Source organism: Sarcina ventriculi, from assembly GCF_900456775.1.
GTDB classification, from domain to species: Bacteria; Bacillota; Clostridia; order Clostridiales; family Clostridiaceae; genus Sarcina; species Sarcina ventriculi.
This window is the reverse complement of the sequence record NZ_UAUL01000001.1, coordinates 523,160-544,271: the sequence shown is the minus strand read 5'-3', so window position 1 is coordinate 544,271 and position 21,112 is coordinate 523,160. Positions and strand designations below refer to the sequence as shown.

Annotated in this window: 18 protein-coding genes; 12 read left to right on the top strand and 6 right to left on the bottom strand. The window is 27.4% G+C overall.

What is annotated here, in order from left to right:
- Positions 1 to 152: 152 nt before the first annotated feature.
- The 8 genes from DR020_RS02405 to DR020_RS02370 all read left to right on the top strand — a co-directional run bounded on the left by DR020_RS02405 (position 153) and on the right by DR020_RS02370 (position 9,255).
- Positions 153 to 2,270: a HelD family protein gene (locus tag DR020_RS02405; RefSeq protein WP_112365172.1), complete on the top strand. Its 2,118-nt coding sequence runs from the start codon at positions 153 to 155 to the stop codon at positions 2,268 to 2,270.
- Positions 2,271 to 2,460: 190 nt separating this feature from the next.
- Complete coding sequence (locus DR020_RS02400; RefSeq protein WP_112365171.1) at positions 2,461 to 3,300, top strand: transporter substrate-binding domain-containing protein; 840 nt, start codon at positions 2,461 to 2,463, stop codon at positions 3,298 to 3,300.
- A 29-nt stretch (positions 3,301 to 3,329) separates the two neighbouring features.
- On the top strand, positions 3,330 to 4,007 hold the full coding sequence (locus DR020_RS02395; RefSeq protein WP_112365170.1) for an amino acid ABC transporter permease: 678 nt from the start codon (positions 3,330 to 3,332) through the stop codon (positions 4,005 to 4,007).
- Positions 3,991 to 4,713, top strand: coding sequence for an amino acid ABC transporter ATP-binding protein (locus tag DR020_RS02390; RefSeq protein WP_112365169.1), 723 nt, complete (start codon positions 3,991 to 3,993; stop codon positions 4,711 to 4,713). Before DR020_RS02395 ends, DR020_RS02390 begins: the two co-directional genes overlap by 17 nt.
- Before the next feature lie 250 nt (positions 4,714 to 4,963).
- Positions 4,964 to 5,302 carry an EamA family transporter gene (locus DR020_RS02385; RefSeq protein WP_055258135.1) on the top strand — a complete coding sequence of 113 codons (339 nt, stop codon included), beginning with the start codon at positions 4,964 to 4,966 and terminating at the stop codon, positions 5,300 to 5,302.
- Complete coding sequence (locus DR020_RS02380) at positions 5,295 to 5,639, top strand: EamA family transporter (RefSeq protein WP_055258138.1); 345 nt, start codon at positions 5,295 to 5,297, stop codon at positions 5,637 to 5,639. Before DR020_RS02385 ends, DR020_RS02380 begins: the two co-directional genes overlap by 8 nt.
- Positions 5,640 to 5,691: 52 nt before the next feature.
- Positions 5,692 to 6,639 carry a glycosyltransferase family 2 protein gene (locus DR020_RS02375; protein WP_055258140.1) on the top strand — a complete coding sequence of 316 codons (948 nt, stop codon included), beginning with the start codon at positions 5,692 to 5,694 and terminating at the stop codon, positions 6,637 to 6,639.
- Between the two features lie 9 nt (positions 6,640 to 6,648).
- The gene (locus DR020_RS02370; protein WP_112365168.1) at positions 6,649 to 9,255 is read left to right on the top strand and encodes a YfhO family protein; all 2,607 of its coding nucleotides are present in this window, start codon (positions 6,649 to 6,651) and stop codon (positions 9,253 to 9,255) included.
- Positions 9,256 to 9,372: 117 nt separating this feature from the next.
- Here DR020_RS02370 and DR020_RS02365 read toward each other — a convergent pair whose 3' ends face one another.
- Positions 9,373 to 10,551, bottom strand: a complete 1,179-nt coding sequence (locus DR020_RS02365) for a cation diffusion facilitator family transporter (protein ID WP_112365167.1) — start codon at positions 10,549 to 10,551, stop codon at positions 9,373 to 9,375.
- A 319-nt stretch (positions 10,552 to 10,870) separates the two neighbouring features.
- Between DR020_RS02365 and DR020_RS02360 the strand changes: the two genes are divergently transcribed.
- From DR020_RS02360 to DR020_RS02350, 3 genes are all read left to right on the top strand, one after another.
- Positions 10,871 to 11,164 carry a hypothetical protein gene (locus tag DR020_RS02360; protein WP_112365166.1) on the top strand — a complete coding sequence of 98 codons (294 nt, stop codon included), beginning with the start codon at positions 10,871 to 10,873 and terminating at the stop codon, positions 11,162 to 11,164.
- 20 nt (positions 11,165 to 11,184) lie between these two features.
- Positions 11,185 to 12,114: an SH3 domain-containing protein gene (locus DR020_RS02355; RefSeq protein ID WP_112365165.1), complete on the top strand. Its 930-nt coding sequence runs from the start codon at positions 11,185 to 11,187 to the stop codon at positions 12,112 to 12,114.
- Between the two features lie 89 nt (positions 12,115 to 12,203).
- Positions 12,204 to 13,505, top strand: a complete 1,302-nt coding sequence (locus DR020_RS02350; protein WP_055258148.1) for a M18 family aminopeptidase — start codon at positions 12,204 to 12,206, stop codon at positions 13,503 to 13,505.
- Positions 13,506 to 13,593: 88 nt separating this feature from the next.
- On the opposite strand, the gene DR020_RS02345 is transcribed toward DR020_RS02350, so the two are convergent.
- Entirely contained in the window at positions 13,594 to 13,815 is a 222-nt protein-coding gene (locus DR020_RS02345; protein WP_058992740.1) for a hypothetical protein, read from the bottom strand.
- A gap of 196 nt (positions 13,816 to 14,011) precedes the next feature.
- On the opposite strand from DR020_RS02345, the gene DR020_RS02340 reads away from it, so the two are divergent.
- A complete protein-coding gene (locus tag DR020_RS02340) occupies positions 14,012 to 14,845 on the top strand; it encodes a Cof-type HAD-IIB family hydrolase (protein ID WP_112365164.1) in 834 nt (277 codons plus the stop codon).
- A 101-nt stretch (positions 14,846 to 14,946) separates the two neighbouring features.
- Here DR020_RS02340 and DR020_RS02335 read toward each other — a convergent pair whose 3' ends face one another.
- The 4 genes from DR020_RS02335 to DR020_RS02320 form a co-directional block, all read right to left on the bottom strand.
- Positions 14,947 to 16,539, bottom strand: coding sequence for a peptide chain release factor 3 (locus DR020_RS02335; RefSeq protein ID WP_055258155.1), 1,593 nt, complete (start codon positions 16,537 to 16,539; stop codon positions 14,947 to 14,949).
- A gap of 182 nt (positions 16,540 to 16,721) precedes the next feature.
- Entirely contained in the window at positions 16,722 to 18,032 is a 1,311-nt protein-coding gene (locus tag DR020_RS02330; protein ID WP_112365163.1) for a hypothetical protein, read from the bottom strand.
- A 230-nt stretch (positions 18,033 to 18,262) separates the two neighbouring features.
- Positions 18,263 to 19,945 carry a PTS transporter subunit EIIC gene (locus tag DR020_RS02325; RefSeq protein ID WP_112365162.1) on the bottom strand — a complete coding sequence of 561 codons (1,683 nt, stop codon included), beginning with the start codon at positions 19,943 to 19,945 and terminating at the stop codon, positions 18,263 to 18,265.
- A 226-nt stretch (positions 19,946 to 20,171) separates the two neighbouring features.
- Positions 20,172 to 21,017, bottom strand: coding sequence for a PRD domain-containing protein (locus DR020_RS02320; protein WP_112365161.1), 846 nt, complete (start codon positions 21,015 to 21,017; stop codon positions 20,172 to 20,174).
- Between the last annotated feature and the right edge of the window lie 95 nt (positions 21,018 to 21,112).

The following is a 21,112-nucleotide window of genomic DNA, read 5'->3' as shown; positions in this document are numbered from 1 at the left end:
TAATTTTAAAAACAAAGTAAGTTACAATATAGTGAGTTATGCTAATACATAGCTCACTTTTATTATTAATTCTAGGTTTTGTTAATTTTATAGAAAAGTTTTACAGTTAAATATTTTTTCTTTAAAATTAATAAATTTATGAGGAGGAAAAAATGGAAAAGAATAATGATTTTTTAATAGAGAACAAGCATTTAGAAGATACTTTAAATATATTAAACAAAGAGGTTCTAAATCATATAAATAAAAGAAAAGAAATAACAGAATATATATTAGATTATAGAAAAAATGCTATAGAAGAGTATAGAGATGACGAAGATAAGTTAATAGAATATTTTGATCATGAGAGATATATGAAGGAGCAGGCTTTTGCTTCTATAGATAAAAAATTAAAAGAACTTACTACATTAAAAAGTTCTCCTTATTTTGGTAAGATAAATTTTATTGATTCTAATTTTGATGATGAAGAAGAAATGTATATCGGAAGATTTGGAGTTATTCCAGAAGGAGATTTTGAACCGTTAATTGTTGACTGGAGAGCACCTATTGCATCATTATTTTATCATGGAAGTTTAGGAGAAGCATATTATACAGCACCTGATGGAAAAGTTAAAACTGATATCTTAAAAAGACGACAAATAATAGTTAAAAAGAGTGAATTAAAGGGAATATTTGATTCTGAAGTTGATATTAAAGATGAAATTTTACAAGAGGTCTTAAGTAATAATTCTTCTGAAAAATTAAAAGATATAGTTATGACTATACAAAAGGAACAAGATGAGATAATAAGAAAGGAAAGAACTAAGAATATAGTTGTAAATGGTGTAGCAGGTAGTGGTAAAACTACTATAGCTCTTCATAGAGTGGCATATCTTTTATATAATTATAGAAAAGAACTTGAGGATAAAGTTTTAATTTTAGGCCCAAACCACATATTTATGGAATATATATCACAGGTGTTACCAAGCCTTGGAGAATCAAAAGTTAAACAACAGACATTTTTAGATTTTGCAGCAGAGCAATTGGAAGAGCCAATAGAAATAGCAGGATTTGAGGAATATTTAGATGCTTTAGTTTCTGGTAATAAGCAAATTGTAGAAGATACTAAGTACAAAAATTCAACAAAAATAATAGATGATTTAGATATTTTAATAAGAAATATGGATTTAAATTATTTTAAGATTGAACCTGCTAAATATTTTGGTGAAGAGGTAGTTGGGGTAGATGAAATAAAAGAAATGTTTGAAAAACATTATGCATATATGCCTTTGTTTAGGAGAAGTGAAAAGATAAAAAGAATATTAATCTCTAAAATTAAAGATAAGAGAGATGAAAAGTTTAGGGAATTAAATAAAAAAGTAAATGAATTAAAATCTTCATTAAAGCCAGAAGAACTTTTAATTGAAGAAAATAATATAGAGTTTAAAAGAAGTATAGAAGTTAGGGAAATTGTTAAAGAAGTTATGAATTCAAGACAAGAAATAGAAACTTGGCTTGGAAAGAAAAGCATAGTTAAAATATATAAGGAATTTAATAACAATAAAATATTAACAACTAATGATTTAGCACCTATTTTATATTTGATGATAAATCTTGAAGGTAAAAAGGCAAAACAAAGTTATCGTCATGTAATAATAGATGAGGCACAAGACTATTCTCCAATTCAATTTAAAGTAATAAAAGAATTGACAGGAAGCAAGTATTTCACAATAGTTGGAGATGTAAATCAAAGAATAAATAAAGTGTCAGAAATTCCTGCTATGCTTAATTTAGATAATATTTTAAATTTAGATAATATTGAAGTCTTTAACTTAAATAGAAGTTATAGAAGTACTTTTGAAATAATAGATTATGCAAATAAATTTTTAAAAGAAACTTCAATAACACCTTTAGTTAGAAATGGAAAGGCTGTTGAAGCTATAAATGTAAAAAATAAAGGTGATTTTAGAGATAAGATAATAAATTGCATTAATGAATATAATGGTGATAAGTTAGATAGTATAGCTATTATAACAAAAGACCAGAATCAATTAGAACAAATATATGATATTATAAAAGATAAAATTCATGTAGTTAAATTTAATAGAGAAGATATAATTTATAAGGGTGGTGTTGTAATAATTCCGTCTTACTTAGCAAAAGGATTAGAATTTGATGGAGTTATAATAGCTGAAATAAAAGAATCTTCTAAAGAAAATAAAGAAGAGAATTTAATAAAATATATAATGTCCACTAGAGCCCTTCATAGATTAAAAGATATTACATTGGAATAAAAATCTTAAATTTAAAAAACTTGTTAATTAGAGATAGTTAGCAAGTTTTTTTATTTATCAAAAGGAATTTAATGATAAATAAATTTTAATTATTGCATAATAATTCACAAAAATGAATAATAATTCATATATTAAGATGATAGTTAATAAACTTATTAATAGTTAATATTAAAAAAGTGGGGGATTTTAAATGAAAATAAAAAAGAGATTTTTTAGAGGTGTTTTAGCTTTATCTGTAATGGGTGTTGCATTAAATTTATTGATAGGTTGTTCATCTAATAGTGGTACTGCAAGTACATCATCTAGCAAGTCAAGTTCTTTAGATAATATAAGGGATAATAGAAAATTAGTTGTTGGGATGAGTGCTGATTATGCACCTTATGAATTTCATACAATTATAGATGGAAAAGATCAAATTATAGGCTTTGATGTTGATGTTTCAAATGAAATAGCAAGCAGTTTAGGGGTAGAACTTGAGATTAGAGAAATGGATTTTGGAATGCTTTTAGCTGCACTTCAATCTGGAAAAATTGACATGGTTATATCAGGAATGAGTCCTAATGCAGAGCGTGAGAAAAGTGTTGATTTTTCTGATGTATATTATAAAGCAGTTCAATCTATTTTAGTATTAGATAGAAATAAGAATATTTATACGAGCTTAGAGGATTTAGCTAATAAAAAAATAGGAGTTCAAATGGGAGCTATTCAAGCAAGGATAGCAGAAGAACAAATAGAAAATGCTAATATAACAGAGCTTACAAAGGTTGATCAATTAATTACGGAATTAAAATCAGGAAAGATTGATGCGGTAGTAGTTGAAAAACCAGTAGCTGAAACAATTTTAACTACTAATGAAGATTTATTTTTAACTGAAATACCTGTTAAGTATGATGACGGAGGGGCAGCTATTGCTGTTAAAAAAGGCTCAAGTGATTTATTAGATGAGGTTAATAATATAATAGATGGGTTAATAAGCAACGGGAAAATAGATGAATTTGTTGTAAATGCAAATGCAATGGTTTCTAATTAATATTTGGAAATCATATATGGAGGGGTTTTATGGATTTTAGCTTTTTGTCAGATTACTATATGTATTTTATAGATGGAATAAAATTAACGTTATTTATATCTTTAATTTCTGTGTTTTTGGGGACTTTGTTTGGAATAGTTTTATATGCAATGAAAAAAAGCAAATTTACTATACTTAAAATAAATATTTTTAAAGTTTTATCAAGCACTTATATTGAAGTGGTACGTGGAACACCTCTTTATTTACAGATAATGATTGTATATTATGGAGCCGATCAAATTTTCAATTTAGATATGCCAGCCATAGCGTCAGGTATACTTGCAATATCATTAAATTCAGCAGCTTATGTATCAGAACTTATAAGAGCTGGGATAGAGGCAGTTGATAAAGGACAATTAGAAGCTGCAAGAAGTTTAGGAATGAATTATTCTAAGGCAATGTTTTTGGTAATTATTCCACAGGCAATAAAAAATATATTACCTGCCATTGGAAATGAGTTTATAGCAGTTATAAAAGAATCATCAATGGCATCAACTATTGGAGTTGCAGAACTTATGTATGCTGCAAATAAGGTTACTGGAAGAATATTTAGGTCTTTTGAACCACTTATAATTTCAGCAATTTGTTATTTTGTATTAACTTATACTTTAGGACGAGTTATAAAGTATATAGAAAGGAGAATGAATACAGATGCTTTATGTAAATAACCTTTATAAATGTTTTGGGGAGACTCAGGTTTTAAAAGGAATAGATGAGCATATTAAAAAAGGTGAAGTTTTAGTGCTTATAGGACCATCAGGTTCTGGAAAAAGTACATTTTTAAGATGTTTAAACCTTTTAGAAAAACCAACTTCTGGAGAAATAACTTTTGAAGGAAAATCTATAACAAATAAAGAGTGTGACATAAATAAAATAAGAGAAAAAATGGGTATGGTTTTTCAACAGTTTAATTTATTTCCACATAAAACAGTTTTAGAAAATATAACTATGGCACCTATTAAGGTCAAAAAGATATCAAAAGAAAAAGCTATTGAAAAAGCTATGGAACTTCTAGCAAAGGTTGGACTTTCTGACAAGGCAAATAGTTATCCAAGTTCATTATCAGGAGGGCAAAAGCAAAGAATAGCAATTGCAAGGGCATTGGCTATGGAGCCAGATGTTATGCTTTTTGATGAGCCAACATCTGCATTAGATCCAGAAATGGTTGGAGAGGTTTTAAATGTTATGAAACAATTAGCAAAAGATGGGATGACTATGGTGGTTGTAACTCATGAAATGGGCTTCGCTAAGGAGGTTGGAAGTAGAATAATTTTTATGGATAATGGAAAAATTATTGAAAAAGGTGAACCAAATGAGATATTTTTTAATCCAAAAAATTCAAGAACTAGAGAATTTTTATCTAAAATATTATAAATATACGATACAATTAATAATTTATCAAAAAAAATTCATTTCTGTTAGTAATTCAAGGTCTAAAGATGATATAATAATCTAGTTAGTATCATTTTTAGACTTTTTTTTGTTGCAAATCTTAAATAAGTGTTATAATTAAATAGGTTTGTTAGTAATATGTAAATTAAAACTTTTAATTTATAAAATTGTTAATTTAAAATTGAAAACAAGAAATACTTAGAGTGTGAAAAAAATAGGAGAGAAAAGTAGTATGGAAAAAAAGAATAATATGACACTGGGTATAACTCTAATAATACTGTCAGCAGTTTGTACATCTTTTGGACAATTATTTTGGAAAATAAGCAGTATAAATATTTTATATTTATTGATAGGATTTTTCTTGTATGGAATAGGAGCTCTTCTCATGATAGTGGCTCTTAAGTTTGGACAGCTTTCAGTTATACAGCCTCTTATGTGTGTAAGCTATGTATTTGCTCTTATAATTGGGTACATATTTTTGGGTGAAGTTGTATCTCCTATGGAATTAATAGGAATTGTGATTATAATAGCAGGAGTTATTTCCATAGCTAGGGGAGGTAAAAATGAATAAAATATATTTATTATTTCCAATTATGACGCTGATGGGAAGTTTAGGTGGATTCTTTTTTAAAAAAGGAGCAGCTCATTTAGATTTTAAGAATGTGTTTAGAAGTGTGTTTTTAAATTTAAATTTATACATTGGTGGAATATTATATGTTATAGCAGCAGTATTAAACATAGTAGCTTTAAAATATTTACCATACAGTATAGTGTTGCCGTTAACAGCCATAACTTATATATGGACTATTATAATATCTAGATTGATGCTAAAAGAAAAGGTTAATAAAGAGAAGGTTATAGGTATTATATTAATAATAATTGGTGCCATCTTTATAGCTATGAAATAGCATTAAATATTATAAGTTTAATTTAATATTAAGTTATATTAGGAGGAAAAAAATGAAAAAGGTCAGTATTTTGATACCTGCATATAACGAAGAAGAGGTTTTATATACTCTCTATGACAGGTTGGAAAATGTTATAAATAAATTAAACAATTATGAATTTGAGGTGTTGTTAATAAATGACGGTAGCAAAGATAACACATTAAATATTTTAAGAGAACTAAGAAAAAGAGATAAAAGAATGTGTTACATAAATTTATCAAGAAATTATGGAAAAGAGACTGCTATGATAGCGGGATTAGATTATGTAACTGGCGATTGTTGCATAATATTAGATGCTGATTTGCAAGATCCTCCAGAACTTATAGAAGAGATGTTAAAATATTGGGAACAAGGATATGACGATGTATATGCTAAAAGAAAAAGTAGAGCTGGGGAAAGCTTTATGAAAAAATTCACATCATCTCTTTTTTATAAGATGTTACAAAAAAGTACTAGAATACCTATTCAAAAAAATACAGGTGATTTTAGATTATTAGATAGAAGATGTGTAGATGCTCTTAGAAAATTTAGAGAATCAGAGAGATATACTAAGGGTATGTTTAGTTGGATAGGTTTTAATAAAAAGGAAATACTATTTGATAGAGACCCAAGAGTAGCGGGAAGTACTAAATGGAATTATTGGAAACTTATAGATTTAGCAATAGAGGGAATAACGTCTTTTACCACTAAACCTCTTAGAATTTCTAGCTTTTTAGGTGTTATAATTTCTTTTTGTGCCTTTGTTTATATAGTAATAATAATAGCAAGAACTTTAATAATGGGTGAAGCTGTTAAAGGATATCCATCACTTATGGCAGTTATACTATTTTTAGGTGGAGTTCAATTATTATCTCTAGGTATTATAGGAGAATATATAGGAAGAGTCTTTAATGAAACGAAGAGAAGACCTTTATATTTTGTTGAAGAATATAATGGAGAAAAGGTTAGAGATTTTGATTAGGAGAAAAATATGAATAAATCAACAGAGAAAAAAACTTTTGTAAAATATTTAATCATTGGCATGATAGCGCCAGCTTTAATACTTTACATAGCTTTTACGATTATTGGGGCAGGAGCTTTTGGTTTTAGAAGTATCTTAATTGGAGATATGTATAATCAATATGCAAATTTTTATTCATTATACAAAAGTATATTATCTAGTGGTGATTTTTCTCAATTATTATATTCATGGAAATTAAGTTTGGGTGGAGGATTTATAGGAATTTTTGCTTATTATTTAGCAAGTCCATTATCATTTTTAGTTTTACTTTTCCCAAAATCCGATATGCAAAATTTTATGATGACTTTGTTACTTATAAAAGTAGCATTATCATCATTAACATTTATTATATTTATAAAATACATGTACAAAAAAATAAATATATACACAGTATTTTTTTCAACAATGTATGCTTTAATGGGATATGTTGTAATGTATTATTTAAATATAATGTGGCTAGATGGAGTGATTCTTCTGCCACTTGTTTTAATAGGCGTTGAAAAATTAATAAAAGAAAAGAAAAAAACATTTTTTATTGTATTTTTAGCTATTATGATATTAGATAACTTTTATATATCATATATGGTTGGTGGATTTGCTTTGCTTTATTTTTTATCTAGATATTTTACAGAAAATAAAGTAACAGATTGGAAAAAATTCATTAAAGCATTAGCTAGGTTTTTATTTTCAGCTGTTGTTGCAGCTCTTATTTCTGGTATATTAGTTGTTCCTACATATTTTGCTATTAAAAATACAGGAACACAGATATATCTTAGCAATCCTATAAATACATTTAATTTTAATTTATTTTTATCAAAATTTTTTGCAGGTACATATGAAGCAATTTCCTATGGTCAACCCAATATATATATAGGGCTTATTCCACTTATATTATTAATTCCATATTTTTTTAATAAAAAGATATCTCAAAAGGAAAAGATTATAAGTCTTTTAATGTACGTTGGGATGTTTATAAGTTTTACAGTACCCATAGTAGATTTAGCATGGCAAGGGTTTGAAACTCCTATATGGTATATGTTTAGATTTTCTTTTGTGTATTCTTTTATGATGTTAAGTTATGCATATAAAGAATTTGTAAACATTAAATACAGTTCAAATAAAAGTATAATAATATCAGGAGTTATTTTAATTTGCATACTTGTATATTTACTTTTTACTTATGTAGGTGCAGGCGGAATGCTTGTAATTGCAGGTAATATAGTAATGGTGATAATATATGTAGTGCTTTTATATCTGTATAAAAATAGACCTGACTTAAAGAAAAATGTTTCAATTTTTATGATAATAATGATATTTGGAGAATTAACACTAAGTTCAGCTTTATATATAAGTGATATAAATGCTGATGTGGGCTCTATAGGAAGCAAAGTATATTCTAATATTATAAGTTCTCAACCTTTAGTAAATGAAATAAAAGAAAAAGATACTAGTTTTTATAGAATGGCTGAAGTTGATGGAAGATATAATAGAGGGATGGCTTTAGATTATAATAATATAGCATCGTTTACTTCATTTACATATCAACCTTTAGGAGAGTTTTTGCATTATGATTTGGGACTTGGTAATGCAGGAGTTAATTTAGCAACTACGTATTCAGGTACTACTGCTATTTTAAATTCGTTACTTGGAGTAAAATATGTAATGGCTAATAATTATTTAGGTGATTTATATACTGAAGTTGCTGAGGGATATGGAAAAGTAATTAATGAATATAAATATTCTCTTCCAATAGGTTATGTTGTAAACAGCGGTTTTATGGATAAAAATATAGATTTTACATCAAATATGTTTGTAAATAATAATTTATTTTTAAATAGTATGCTTGGAAATGAAATCAACACTGCAAATTATAAGGAGTATTTAGAACCAGCTGATTCAGATTATACAATAAGCCTACGTAATGCTCAGATAGTTGCAGATGGAGAGAGTAAGCTGGCTGTGGAGAAAATAAATGATAAGGAGACTGGAGTTCTAACGTTTAATATTATGAATGCGAAGAATCAAGAGCTTTATATGGATTTAAATGATGGAATTCAAAGAGCGGTTTATCTTTATGTAAATGGTAAAAAAATAAGCACCTATGGTGGTTCATGGAACAATGGAATAATAAGCTTAGGTTATTTTAAGGCTGGAGAAAATGTAACAGTTCAATTAGAATTAGTTGATAATGATTTTGTAATAAGTCATATTCAATTTTATGGATTAAATGTTAGTACATTTGCAAAAAGCATTGATACATTGAAGAATAATTCGATAAAAGATTTAGAGGTTACAAATACACAAATAACAGGTACTGTAACAGCACAAGGAAATAACAATATATTGTTCTTATCAATACCATATGATAGTGGGTGGAGCGCTTATATAAATGGTAAAAAAGTTAAGATTCTTTCTAAATATAACTTCATGGAGATAAAATTAAATCAAGGAACTCAAAACATAAAACTTGTATTTATTCCAGATGGTATTTATAAAGGCGCAGGCTTAACAATAATAGGTGTTTGTATACTTATGTTGATTATAATTAATGAAAGAAAAAAATATAAAAATAATTAATTAAGATAAAATAAAATTCTAAGATGTTTATTCTTAGAATTTTATTTTACACAAATTTTATTACAAATATTGATTTTTAAATTTTTATAGAATCACAATTTAATAAAAAGAGGACTGTTAAATAAACTCTCTATCAACTGTAATAATACATTTATAATTTTTATGTATTTTTTTTGTTTCTTCAGATATAAATTGAATAATTTCATCATCTGAAATCTTTTTATGAGCATCATCTGGTCTAATAACAACGTCAAAAATTAAACTTTTCTTTTCACCTTTTCCAATAATCCTAAAATCATGAATAGATGTTATTATAGGTTTTTTGCTGATTATTTTTTCTATAAGTTCTTTAGCTGATTTAACTTCATTTTCCTCAATAGATATAGGATCCATATGAACCACTAAAACTATTTTAAGTTTTTCTGATATTTCACGTTCTGCTAAATCTATGACATTATGAATTGTCATTATATCTATATTAGCAGGTATTTCAGCATGAATTGATGCCATGAATTTTCCAACTCCATAATTGTGAATTATTAAATCATGAACACCAGTTATATAATCATAAGATAGCAATTCCTCTTTTATACTATCTACAAGTTTTGGATCTGGTGATTCCCCCAAAAGTGGGCTTATTGTTTCTCTTAAAAGTTTGTATCCAGCATAAAGTATGAACAATGATACAAAAAGTCCAACATACCCATCTAAAGGAATTGATGTGAATCTTGCAACAACGAATGAAATTAAAACTATACTTGAAGCAAAAACATCTCCTAGAGAATCAAAAGCTGATATCTCAAGAGCTTTTGAATTAATCTTTTTACCAACGAATCTATTAAAAAGACTAAGCCAAATTTTAACTATTATTGTTATAAGTAATAAAATAAATGCAAGTATATCAAAATGAACAGGTGTAGGGTTTAGTATTCTTGTAATTGATGATTTTGCGAAATCTAAACCAACCATAAGTATTATGAAAGACATAATAAGGGATGCTATGTATTCTGATCTACCGTGTCCAAATGGATGTTCTTTATCAGGTGGAAGATTAGATAATCTAAATCCAAGTATTGTTATTATGGATGATATAGTGTCTGATAAATTGTTAAATGCATCAGCTGTAACAGCAATACTTCCAGTGATGATTCCTACAAATAATTTTATAAAAAAAAGTAGAAGATTAAATACAATACCGACTATTCCAGCAAAATATCCATACTTATCTCTTACAGAATTATCTTGTATGTTTTCAGAATTTTTAATAAAAATTTTAATTAATAGCTTTGAAAGCATATCATTTCCTCCTTTTCCTAAACTACATGAGCATTATTATAACATTAATATATGAAATAAAACACTAAAATTTAAAAAAAAAATAAAAAAATTAGAAAAAATTTACTTAAATAAGAATGATTTTAATAATCATGTTTATTTACATATAAATCTAGAAAATAAATTGTTTAAATAATCAAATAATACATAAATATTACAAAATTAATTTAATTAATACAAATTGTGGTACAATATATTATAAGGATATTAATAAAATTTTATGCTATTATTTAAATTTACCAATATAAATATTAAAAATTGAATATTAGGGGGAAATTCAATGAAAAGAAAAAAATTGTGTAGTTTTATGATGATATTAGGTTTAGGAACAGGCATTTTTATAAATAATACATGTGTTTTAGCAGAGGATAATTTAGAAGAAAAAATTATTGATATAAAAGATAATAATGATGCTATGTATATAGATGGACCTGCAATTGATGATTCATTAGAAAAATCAACTCAAATATATTATCAAACTCACAGCATAATGGGGAATGCAGAGGTTAGCAAGGAGGGATTTAAAAAATATTTTAATGAAATAGCAGAAAAAAAGGCTATGTATATAAATTAAATTGTAGCATAGATGAATTTGTGGATTTAGCTTATGAAGAGGCTAATATCGAAAAGGTTAGACCAGATATAGTTATAGCTCAAGCAATTTGGGAAACAGGGTATTTTCAATATGGTGGAATAGTTGATGCTAATGATAATAATTATGCTGGACTTGGAGCAACAGGAGCAGCTGGAGTTAAGGAAAAATTTAAAACTCCAAGACTTGGGTTAAGAGCACAAGTGCAACATTTAAAAGCTTATGCTTCAAAAGATTCTTTGGTTTTAGATTTAGTTGATTCAAGATTTAAATATGTAACAAGAGGAAGTGCACAGTCTGTTGAAGAACTTTCAGGGAAATGGGCTGTTCCAGGATATAGTACAAGCAAATATAGTTCATTAGTTGATGCTGCTAAAAACAATGATACTTATGGACAACGAATTTATAATTTGATTACAGAAGCGAAGGCTTATAATGGATATGAAGATAATAATGTAAATAATGGTAATAATACAGAAGCGACTACTAAAGTAGGAGTTGTAAAGGTTGATACATCATTAAATGTAAGAAAAGGTCCAGGAACTAATTATTCGGTAGTAGATAGACTTTATAATGGAAAGCAAGTAACTATAATGGGTGAAGAGAATAGTTTTTATAAAGTTAAATATGATGGAAGAGAAGGATATGTATCGAAGTCTTATGTAACTATTTTGGGAAATTCTTCAAACAATAATACAAATAATAATTCGGGTTCTACGATAACTTATAAAACAGGTGTTACGACAAATACAAATGCAAATTTAAATGTAAGAAAAGGGGCGGGAACTAATTATGCTGTAATTGGAACATTGAAACCTAAATCACAAGTTATTATATTAAATGAAGATGGAAAATGGTTAAAGATAGCTTATTATATTAATGGAAAGAGAATAGAAGGGTATGTAAGTTCATCTTATGTAAAGATTGGTTAATATTACAGAGAGATAGGATAGTTAGTTCACTAAAAATGATATATGTGTTAAAGTATAGATAGATTAATTAAACTTGAAAGGAGATTTTTATGAATAACTCAAGAGAAATTGCCCTTGATTTAATAGATTTTGCTTATAATAGTCCAACAGCTTTTCATGCTGTAGAAAATGTAAAAGATAGATTAAATAAAGAAGGATTTATAGAATTAAAAGAAGAGAACAAATGGAGTTTAGTTCCTAAAGGAAAATATTATGTAACTAAAAATAATTCTGCTATTGTAGCTTTTAAAGTAGGAAATGGTGATGTGGCAGAGCATGGTTTTAAACTTGTAGGTGCTCATACTGATTCACCAGGATTTAGGATTAAACCAAATCCAGATATTGTAGTTGAAAATGCTTATGTTAAGTTAAATACAGAAGTTTATGGAGGACCAATATTAAATACATGGTTTGACAGACCATTAGCTTTAGCTGGTAGAGTTACTTTAGAAGGAGATAATCCTCTATATCCAGTTAGTAAACTTGTGAACATAAAAAGACCAATTCTTGTAATTCCAAATCTTGCAATTCATATGAATAGAGAAGTTAATGATGGATTTAAGATAAATAGACAAAAAGATACTCTTCCACTTCTATCTTTAATAAATGAAAAATTAGAAAAAGGAAATTATCTTTTAGAACTTTTAGCGAAAGAATTAAATGTTTCAAAGGAAGCTATTATAGATTTTGAACTTTATCCTTATGAATATGAAAAAGGATGTTTAATGGGATTAAATGAAGAATTTATATCTTCTGGAAGATTAGATGATTTAGCTATGGTTCATGCTGGAATTGAGGCTTTAATTAGCGCTGATGTAAATTTAGCTACTAATATAATGATTGCTACTGATAATGAAGAGGTTGGAAGCTCTACAAAACAAGGTGGAGATTCTGAAATGCTATCAATGATTTTAGAGAGAATAGTTTTAGGTCTTGGAAAGGGAAGAGAAGATTTTTTAAGAGCTGTTTCTAAATCATTCTTAATATCAGCAGATTTAGCTCATGCAGTTCATCCAAATGTACCTGAAAAACATGATCCAACTGTAAGACCAGTTTTAAATGGTGGACCTGTCATAAAGATTGCGGCATCTCAAAGTTATGCAACTGATAGTGACACATCAACTGCTTATGAATTGATATGTAGAAAGGCTGGAGTTAATGTTCAAAGATTTGTTAATAGGTCAGATTTAAGAGGAGGTTCAACAATAGGACCAATATCTTCAACACATCTTCCAATAAGAATAGTTGATATGGGAACTCCAATACTTTCAATGCATTCAATAAGAGAACTTGCGGCAGTTAAGGATCATAGTGATTGTATAAAATCTTTTGAAGAATTTTATAAAATTTAATAAAAGGAAGCTGTATTATTTATAATACAGCCTCTTTTAGTACAAATGTGGTTTAATTTACTTTACAGTAAAGTTAGTTTGTGTAATATTATAGCTTTCCACTATCGATTAAATTGTCAGTATAATCAAATTCTTGAGAAGCAATATTGTTACATACTATTGGGTCTTTAGTGTGATCTGGTAAAGTTGTTTTAGTTTTACCTTCCCCAGAAATTAAATCCTCAGGAGCTGGTTCCAAAAAATTTCTCATATCTGGAGCATAGGTATTATGCTTTACTTTGGTATTTTCTGTAACTTTATTTTTTTGCATTAAAAAGACCTCCCTTCAATTATTTTAATAATATTATTCCACAGAAAAAATATGATTATGTATTTAATAAATAATTGGATAATATAAGGTTAGTACATATGTAATATTAATTTTTAATTATTCAAATTATATAAAAGTAAAAAATAAATATTGTAATAAAGGAGGACATTGCTAAAATATAGCAATAAATTTAATTATGGAATATAAAATGATTTGTATAGATATGGATGGAACTCTTTTAAATAGCAAGCATGAAGTAAGTGAGAGAAATAAAAAAGCAATAAAAGAAGCAATAGAAAAGGGAATAGTGGTTGCTATAACTACAGGAAGAATATTTAAATCGGCTAAAATTTATGCAGATTTACTTGGAATAGAAACCCCAATAGTTGCATCAAATGGAGGGTTTATAAAAGAGCAAGATAAAGAAGAGATTATATATAAATCTGCATTAACTTATGACCAGCTTAAAGTAATAGATTCTATTATTAAAAAACATAATTTAAATGTTTATTATAATTTATATAATGGAATAATCTTAGAAAAAACATTAAATGAAAATCATGCCTATAAGCAAACAAACAGAAAAGCTAAAAGAAATGAAGATAAAATAACAATACTTGAAAATGTAGATGTAGATAAAGCTTTTAAAGAAAATGAAGGAGATATTTTGAAAGCTATATGTATAGAAAATGAAAATATTGATGCTTTGAATAGAGCAAAAAAAGAATTGAGAGAAATAGAAGGTTTAGAGGTTGTAAGTTCTTGGTCAAATAATTTTGAAGTTATGCCAAAGGGTACATGCAAATGGAGTGGAATAAAGCAACTTGCAAAAATATTAGGAATAAAAGAAAATGAAATAATTTGTATTGGAGATAGTGAAAATGATTTATCAATGATACAAAATGCAGGTTTTGGAATTGCTATGGGTAATGCAAGGAAAGATGTTAAAGAAGCCGCAAAGTATATAACAGATAATAATGAATGCGACGGAGTTGGAAAAGCAATAGAGAAAATTGTTTTAGGAATATAATGCAGACTTAAAATAAAAAACAAGTTACATAAATCTGCATAATTAAAATTTTGCAGATTTAGTAATTTGTTTTTTTTGTTTAAATTTATATAAAGTTTAGATTAATCAGTAACTTTTCCTACATCAGATAAGATAAGTCCAGAATTATGTTCAAGTGCCCAACTAATACCCCAATCATTTTGGAATATTAAAAGATTTCTATCTCTAAGGTCCTTAACTTTTTTAGTATCTGATGTAAGGTTTAATTTATCAACATCAACATTATCATTTTCTATCCAACGAACATATCTAAATGGTAATCTATCCATTTTTATATCAACGTTATATTCACTTTTAAGCCTAAATTCTAAAACTTCAAATTGAAGAACGCCGACAACTCCAACTATAATTTCTTCCATTCCTATATGAAGTTCTTTAAAGACTTGAATTGCACCTTCTTGTGCTATTTGAGTTACACCTTTTATAAATTGCTTTCTTTTCATTGTATCCACAGGTTTAACTCTTGCGAAATGTTCAGGTGCAAATGTTGGGATACCGTCAAATTTGAATTTTTTAGGGTTTACACATAAAGTATCTCCAATTGAAAATATTCCTGGGTCAAATACACCAATTATGTCTCCCGCATAAGCCTCCTCAACGATTTCTCTATCTTGAGCTAAAAATTGTTGAGGTTGAGTAAGTTTAACTTTTTTTCCACCTTGAACATGGTTAACTTCTAAACCTTTTTCAAATTTACCTGAACAAATTCTCATAAATGCAAGTCTATCTCTATGAGCTTTATTCATATTAGCTTGTATTTTAAATACAAAAGCAGAGAAAGGTTCTTCAAAGGTATCAATTTCTCCTATGCTAGAATTTCTAGGAAGAGGAGATGATGTAAGGTTTAAAAATTCCTTTAAAAATGGTTCAACACCAAAGTTTGTTAAAGCAGAACCGAAAAATACTGGGGTAAGTTCTCCAACTCTAACCTTTTCTTCAGAAAAATCATCACCAGCTATATCTAAAAGTTCAATATCTTCCATAAGTTTTTCATAAAGGTTTTCCCCTAATACATTTTGAATGTTTTCATCATTTATATCAATGATAGTTTCTTTAACTTCATTTTGACCATGATTTCCACCTTCAAAAATAATAACTTTTTCTTCTTTACGGTCGTAAACGCCTTTAAAATCTTTACCAACACCAATTGGCCAATTCATAGGGTAAGATTTTATACCAAGTTCTGATTCAATATCTTCAAGAAGTTCAAAAGGATCTCTAGTTTCTCTATCCATTTTGTTTATGAATGTAAATATAGGAATTTCTCTTAAAGAACAAACATGGAATAATTTTCTTGTTTGATCTTCGACACCCTTAGCACCATCAATAACCATTACAGCAGAATCAGCTGCTATAAGTGTTCTATAAGTATCTTCTGAGAAGTCTTGGTGTCCTGGTGTATCTAATATATTTATACAATATCCATCATAGTTAAATTGCATAACAGAAGATGTAACAGAAATACCTCTTTGTTTTTCAATTTCCATCCAGTCAGATACTGCATGAGTAGCAGCTTTTCTAGCTTTAACAGAACCAGCCATTCTTATAGCTCCTCCATATAACAGGAACTTTTCAGTAAGTGTGGTTTTACCAGCATCAGGGTGAGAGATTATAGCAAAGGTTCTTCTTTTTTTTATTTCATCTATTAAACTCAAAACTTTTCCTCCTAATTATAAAATTTTAGTAATTTATATAAAAATTAATTATTTACAGTAAAATATCTGCTTTAAGATATATATTATTATAGATTATTTCTAATAGCAAAGATTATTATAACACAAAAAATAAAAATATCACAAAGCTTATAGCTATAAGCTTTGTGATATTTTTATATAAATTAAAGTGTTTTAAATCTTTTTCTATAACCAAAGTAAATTAATATAGCACTTATGACAAATACAACAGTAAATATCATAAATAAGCTTTGATATCCAGATGCACTATAGAAAAAAACTTTTTTTCCATAAAAGCCTACAAAAGATGATATAATTCCATCAAGTGCTACTGTTGATGCTACTAAAAAGGCTCTTAAATTTTTCTTAACAAGAAGTAGTTCTAAACTGTTTTGTATTGGATGTGTAGCCATAGTAAACCCATATCTAAAAAACAGTGCAATACCTATTACAAGTATTGTAGATGTACCAAATGAAGTACCAAATGTTAAAAGTAGCATTAACGGTGCTGAGAAAAGTAAAAGTAGTGAGAAAGCTTTTATAGCACCTAATTTTTTAACTAGGAAAGGTGTTATAAGTAAAAGTAAAACTTCACCAAAACTTTTAGCTGATATTAATGTTGAAACAACACCTCTTTCAATATGTAAGTAATTACTCAAATATACTGCTAAATTAGGAGCAATTAGAGTAGAATCTAAGCTCATAAGAGTAGAGTATATTATCCATATAATAATATATTTATCTTTAAAAATTCCAAAATCTATGTATGCACCTATTTTTTCTTTCCAATTATTAAATTGTATTGGATCTCTGAAGTCACTCTCTTTTTCCTTTATGAATAATAAGAAAGATAGACTAAAAATAGTAAGAAGTATACCTAAGATTATTACTATTTTATAAGAGATCAAGTAACTATGTAATTGTAAGCTAGATAATTTATCAACATTTTTTGATAAAAGATCTGCTTTTGCATATGTAATATTTAAGAAGTTTTTAAATATGTAGATAACTAATTTACCATCAAACATTGATACAATAGCTTCAATAAAAACATACAATAATAAAGCTCTTGCAAATCTAAATATTCGATTTCCTATTGAGCTATAAGATACCATAACTAGTATTATTATAAAATTAAATGCTTTATATCCAAGTTGTAGTGCTATTATGTCAAGAGGTAATATGTATGAGTTTGGAATAGTTATAGCTGTAAAAAATGCTACCATAATTAACAGTTCTAAGAAAATTAATATTTTTTTAAAACCGAATTTATTTATGGAGATTATAACTAAAGTAAGTATAATCATTGCTATTCCTATATAAATAGTAAAATTTTTAGATACATCAGAATTAACAATTCTTATATATGATCTAAAAGCATCATTTATTAATCCAAAAATACCCCCCATAACACCAAATGATAAGGTGAATAAAAGAGCATTTTTATCTATTCGTTTAGTTTCATTTAAGTCCAAAGTTTCACCGCTTTCAAATAATATCTTCTATGATTGATTGATTTTTAATAGAATTACATATTTATCTTACCATTAATGAAAATCACTTTCAATAGCTTATCATTGTTATGATATAATAATTATTAAATAAAATAAATTATTATTTAATTTATATAATAATTATATTAAAAATTAGTGTAAATTAAAAAATGTTAGAAACAGTTAAAACTATTTCTAACATTTTATTTGAATTAGTCTATATTCATAATTTTTTTAATTTCATTTTTATAACCATCAGCTTTAGCACCGAAAATAGCTTGAACTCCTTTGCCGACTTCTATAACACCAGCAGCACCTAAAGATTTAAGTTTATCCTTATCAACTTTAGATTTGTCTTTAACTTCAACTCTTAATCTAGTTATACAAGCATCAACACTTACTATATTAGATTCTCCACCTAATGCTTCTAAAACAGCAGGAGCTTTTTCAACTATTTCATTATTTCCAGATGCAATATTAGATTTACTTGCAGCAGCTTGTCCTTTAGCAGCTTGGAAATCAGCTTTAGTGTAAAGTTTAGTTTCTTCATTTTCATCTCTACCAGGAGTTTTTAAGTTAAACTTAACTATTAAGAATTTAAATAAGAAGTAGTAAACTACTGCGTAAACTGCCCCAACTGCAAGTATCATGTACCAATTAGTAGCAACTCCTGCGCCAGCTGGAAGTAATCCAAATAAAGTAAAATCAATAAATCCACCAGAGAAAGTCATACCTACAAATACATGAAGTATATCCATTAGGAAGAATGATAATCCTGCAAGTACACAGTGAACTGCATATAAAACTGGAGCAACAAATAAGAATGTAAATTCTAAAGGTTCAGTTATACCAGTTAAAAATGAAGTTATAGCAGCAGATGCTAAAAGTGAACCAACAACTTTTTTCTTAGTAGGAGAAGCTGTTTTGTACATTGCGAAAGCAGCTGCAGGAAGACCAAACATCATAAATGGGAACTTACCAGCCATAAATCTTGTAGTACCATTAACGATAGTTGCCATAGTAGCAGATGATGCACCAACTAAATCTTGCATACTTCCAAGTTGAGCAAAGTATGCGTAGTTTGCTCCAGCAACAACTGTTTGAGAACCGTTAATAATAACATTTCCTTCAACAAAAGAACTATACCAAAATGGAGTATAGAATATGTGGTGAAGACCAAATGGAATTAATGCTCTTTCAATTAATCCATATAGGAATGTTCCAATACTTCCAGCATTATTAACACCAAGTGCAATTAAAGCTATACCATCTTGAACAAAAGGCCAAGCGAATGCTAAAATAGCACCAACAACAGCCATAGCAAGTGAAACAACTATAGGAACAAATCTAGTTCCAGAGAAAAATCCTATAACAGGAGGTAATTGAATGTCATAAAATTTATTATGAAGTAGTGCAGTTACAACACCAGTTATAATACCACCAAACACTGACATATTAAGAGTAAATATACCTAAAGATGTAGTAACGTAATTTTCATATCCAGCAGCAATATTATCTGGAGTTAAAACTCCAAGACTAGTTACACCAAGACCAAGCAATGTGCTTATAACTTGGTTCATTATTAAAAAGCCAAATATAGCAGCTAAAGCTGAAGTTCCTTTTTCTCTATTTGCAAGACCAACAGCAACACCTACTGCAAATAAAATAGGTAAATTACCAAAAACTATGTTACCAACATCATTCATAACTTGTAGAATTATGGTTACAACAGGAATATTAACAAAAGCTATTAATGGTTGATAAACAGCTGGAGCATCAGTTAAAGATGCAATACTTAAAAAGGCACCACCAACACCTAAAAGTATACCTGCAATTGGAAGTGCAGCAATTGGAAGCATAATTGCTTTACCAATTCGTTGTAAATATTGTAGCATAAAAATTTCCCCCTTAAATTTTGATGAGTATTATTGTGACTAAATACAGGGTTTTTAATTTATTACTAAAATAATTCCAAAAAATAAAAAATGGGTCAAAACGTTCACTTTAACTATAAGTAAAGTGAATATTTTGACCCATGCCTGCATTATCAGTAACACGTCATATCATCTTAACAAGATAATAACATATAAAAAATAACTTGTAAATGCCAATATTTATAATTTATTTTTCAAAACTAATTGAATTTTTTACTAGTCTATCGATATGGAGTGCTATAAATCCAATTTCTTCATCAGTTAAGTTTATTTCATAATTTTCAAAAAGATAAGATCCTAAGAGTTTAGCTAAATTATAAGAGTGTAGTAGTTTTTCTTTTATATTATCAAGAAGAGGATTACTTTCATGAGAATTTTTAATTGCTCTGTTTAAAGCAAGTTTGATATGAATAGCTAATCTATTATAATAAATAGAACTTTTATCTATTTCAATTTTAAGTTTATCTTCTAAAAAATTAATAGAATTTTTTATTATAATAGCATTTTTGCCACCATCAATAGGTGATGTTTTATTTAATATTCCGTTTATATGCATAGTTACAAAGGCAATTTCATCATCATTTAGCTGGATTGATAAAGAAGAATTTATAAAATTTATAGCTTTTTCAGCCAAAAGCCATTCATTATCAAATAAAGTTTTAAGCTCATGCTTAAATTGATTTTCAAGGAAAATATCCTCATAATATCTTTCTATAGCAAAAACTAAATGGTCTAAAAGAGCAATATACGCTTTAGAATTTAAACTCCAATCTATATGCTCAGTTAGTATAGATAAAGCTTCTGTTGCAACTCCTATAAAGTTAGGATTTAAAGAATTGTAAAGCTCCTTAAGATTATCTTTTTTATCATTATGAACTATAAAAGTCTTCTCTATTTTGTTTGTAGCTTCAAATGATGTACCAGGTTTTGCATTAAAACCAATACCTTTGCCTAAAAGTATATACTCATTTTTATTGTAGATATCAGTACAGAGAATAACATTATTATTGAAACTTTTAATTATTTTGAACATAATGACTCCTTTTCTAATAATCTAATAAACATATAAATTATAACAATTTATTCTTAAATTTTCAATTATATAACACTATATTTTACATAATTCTT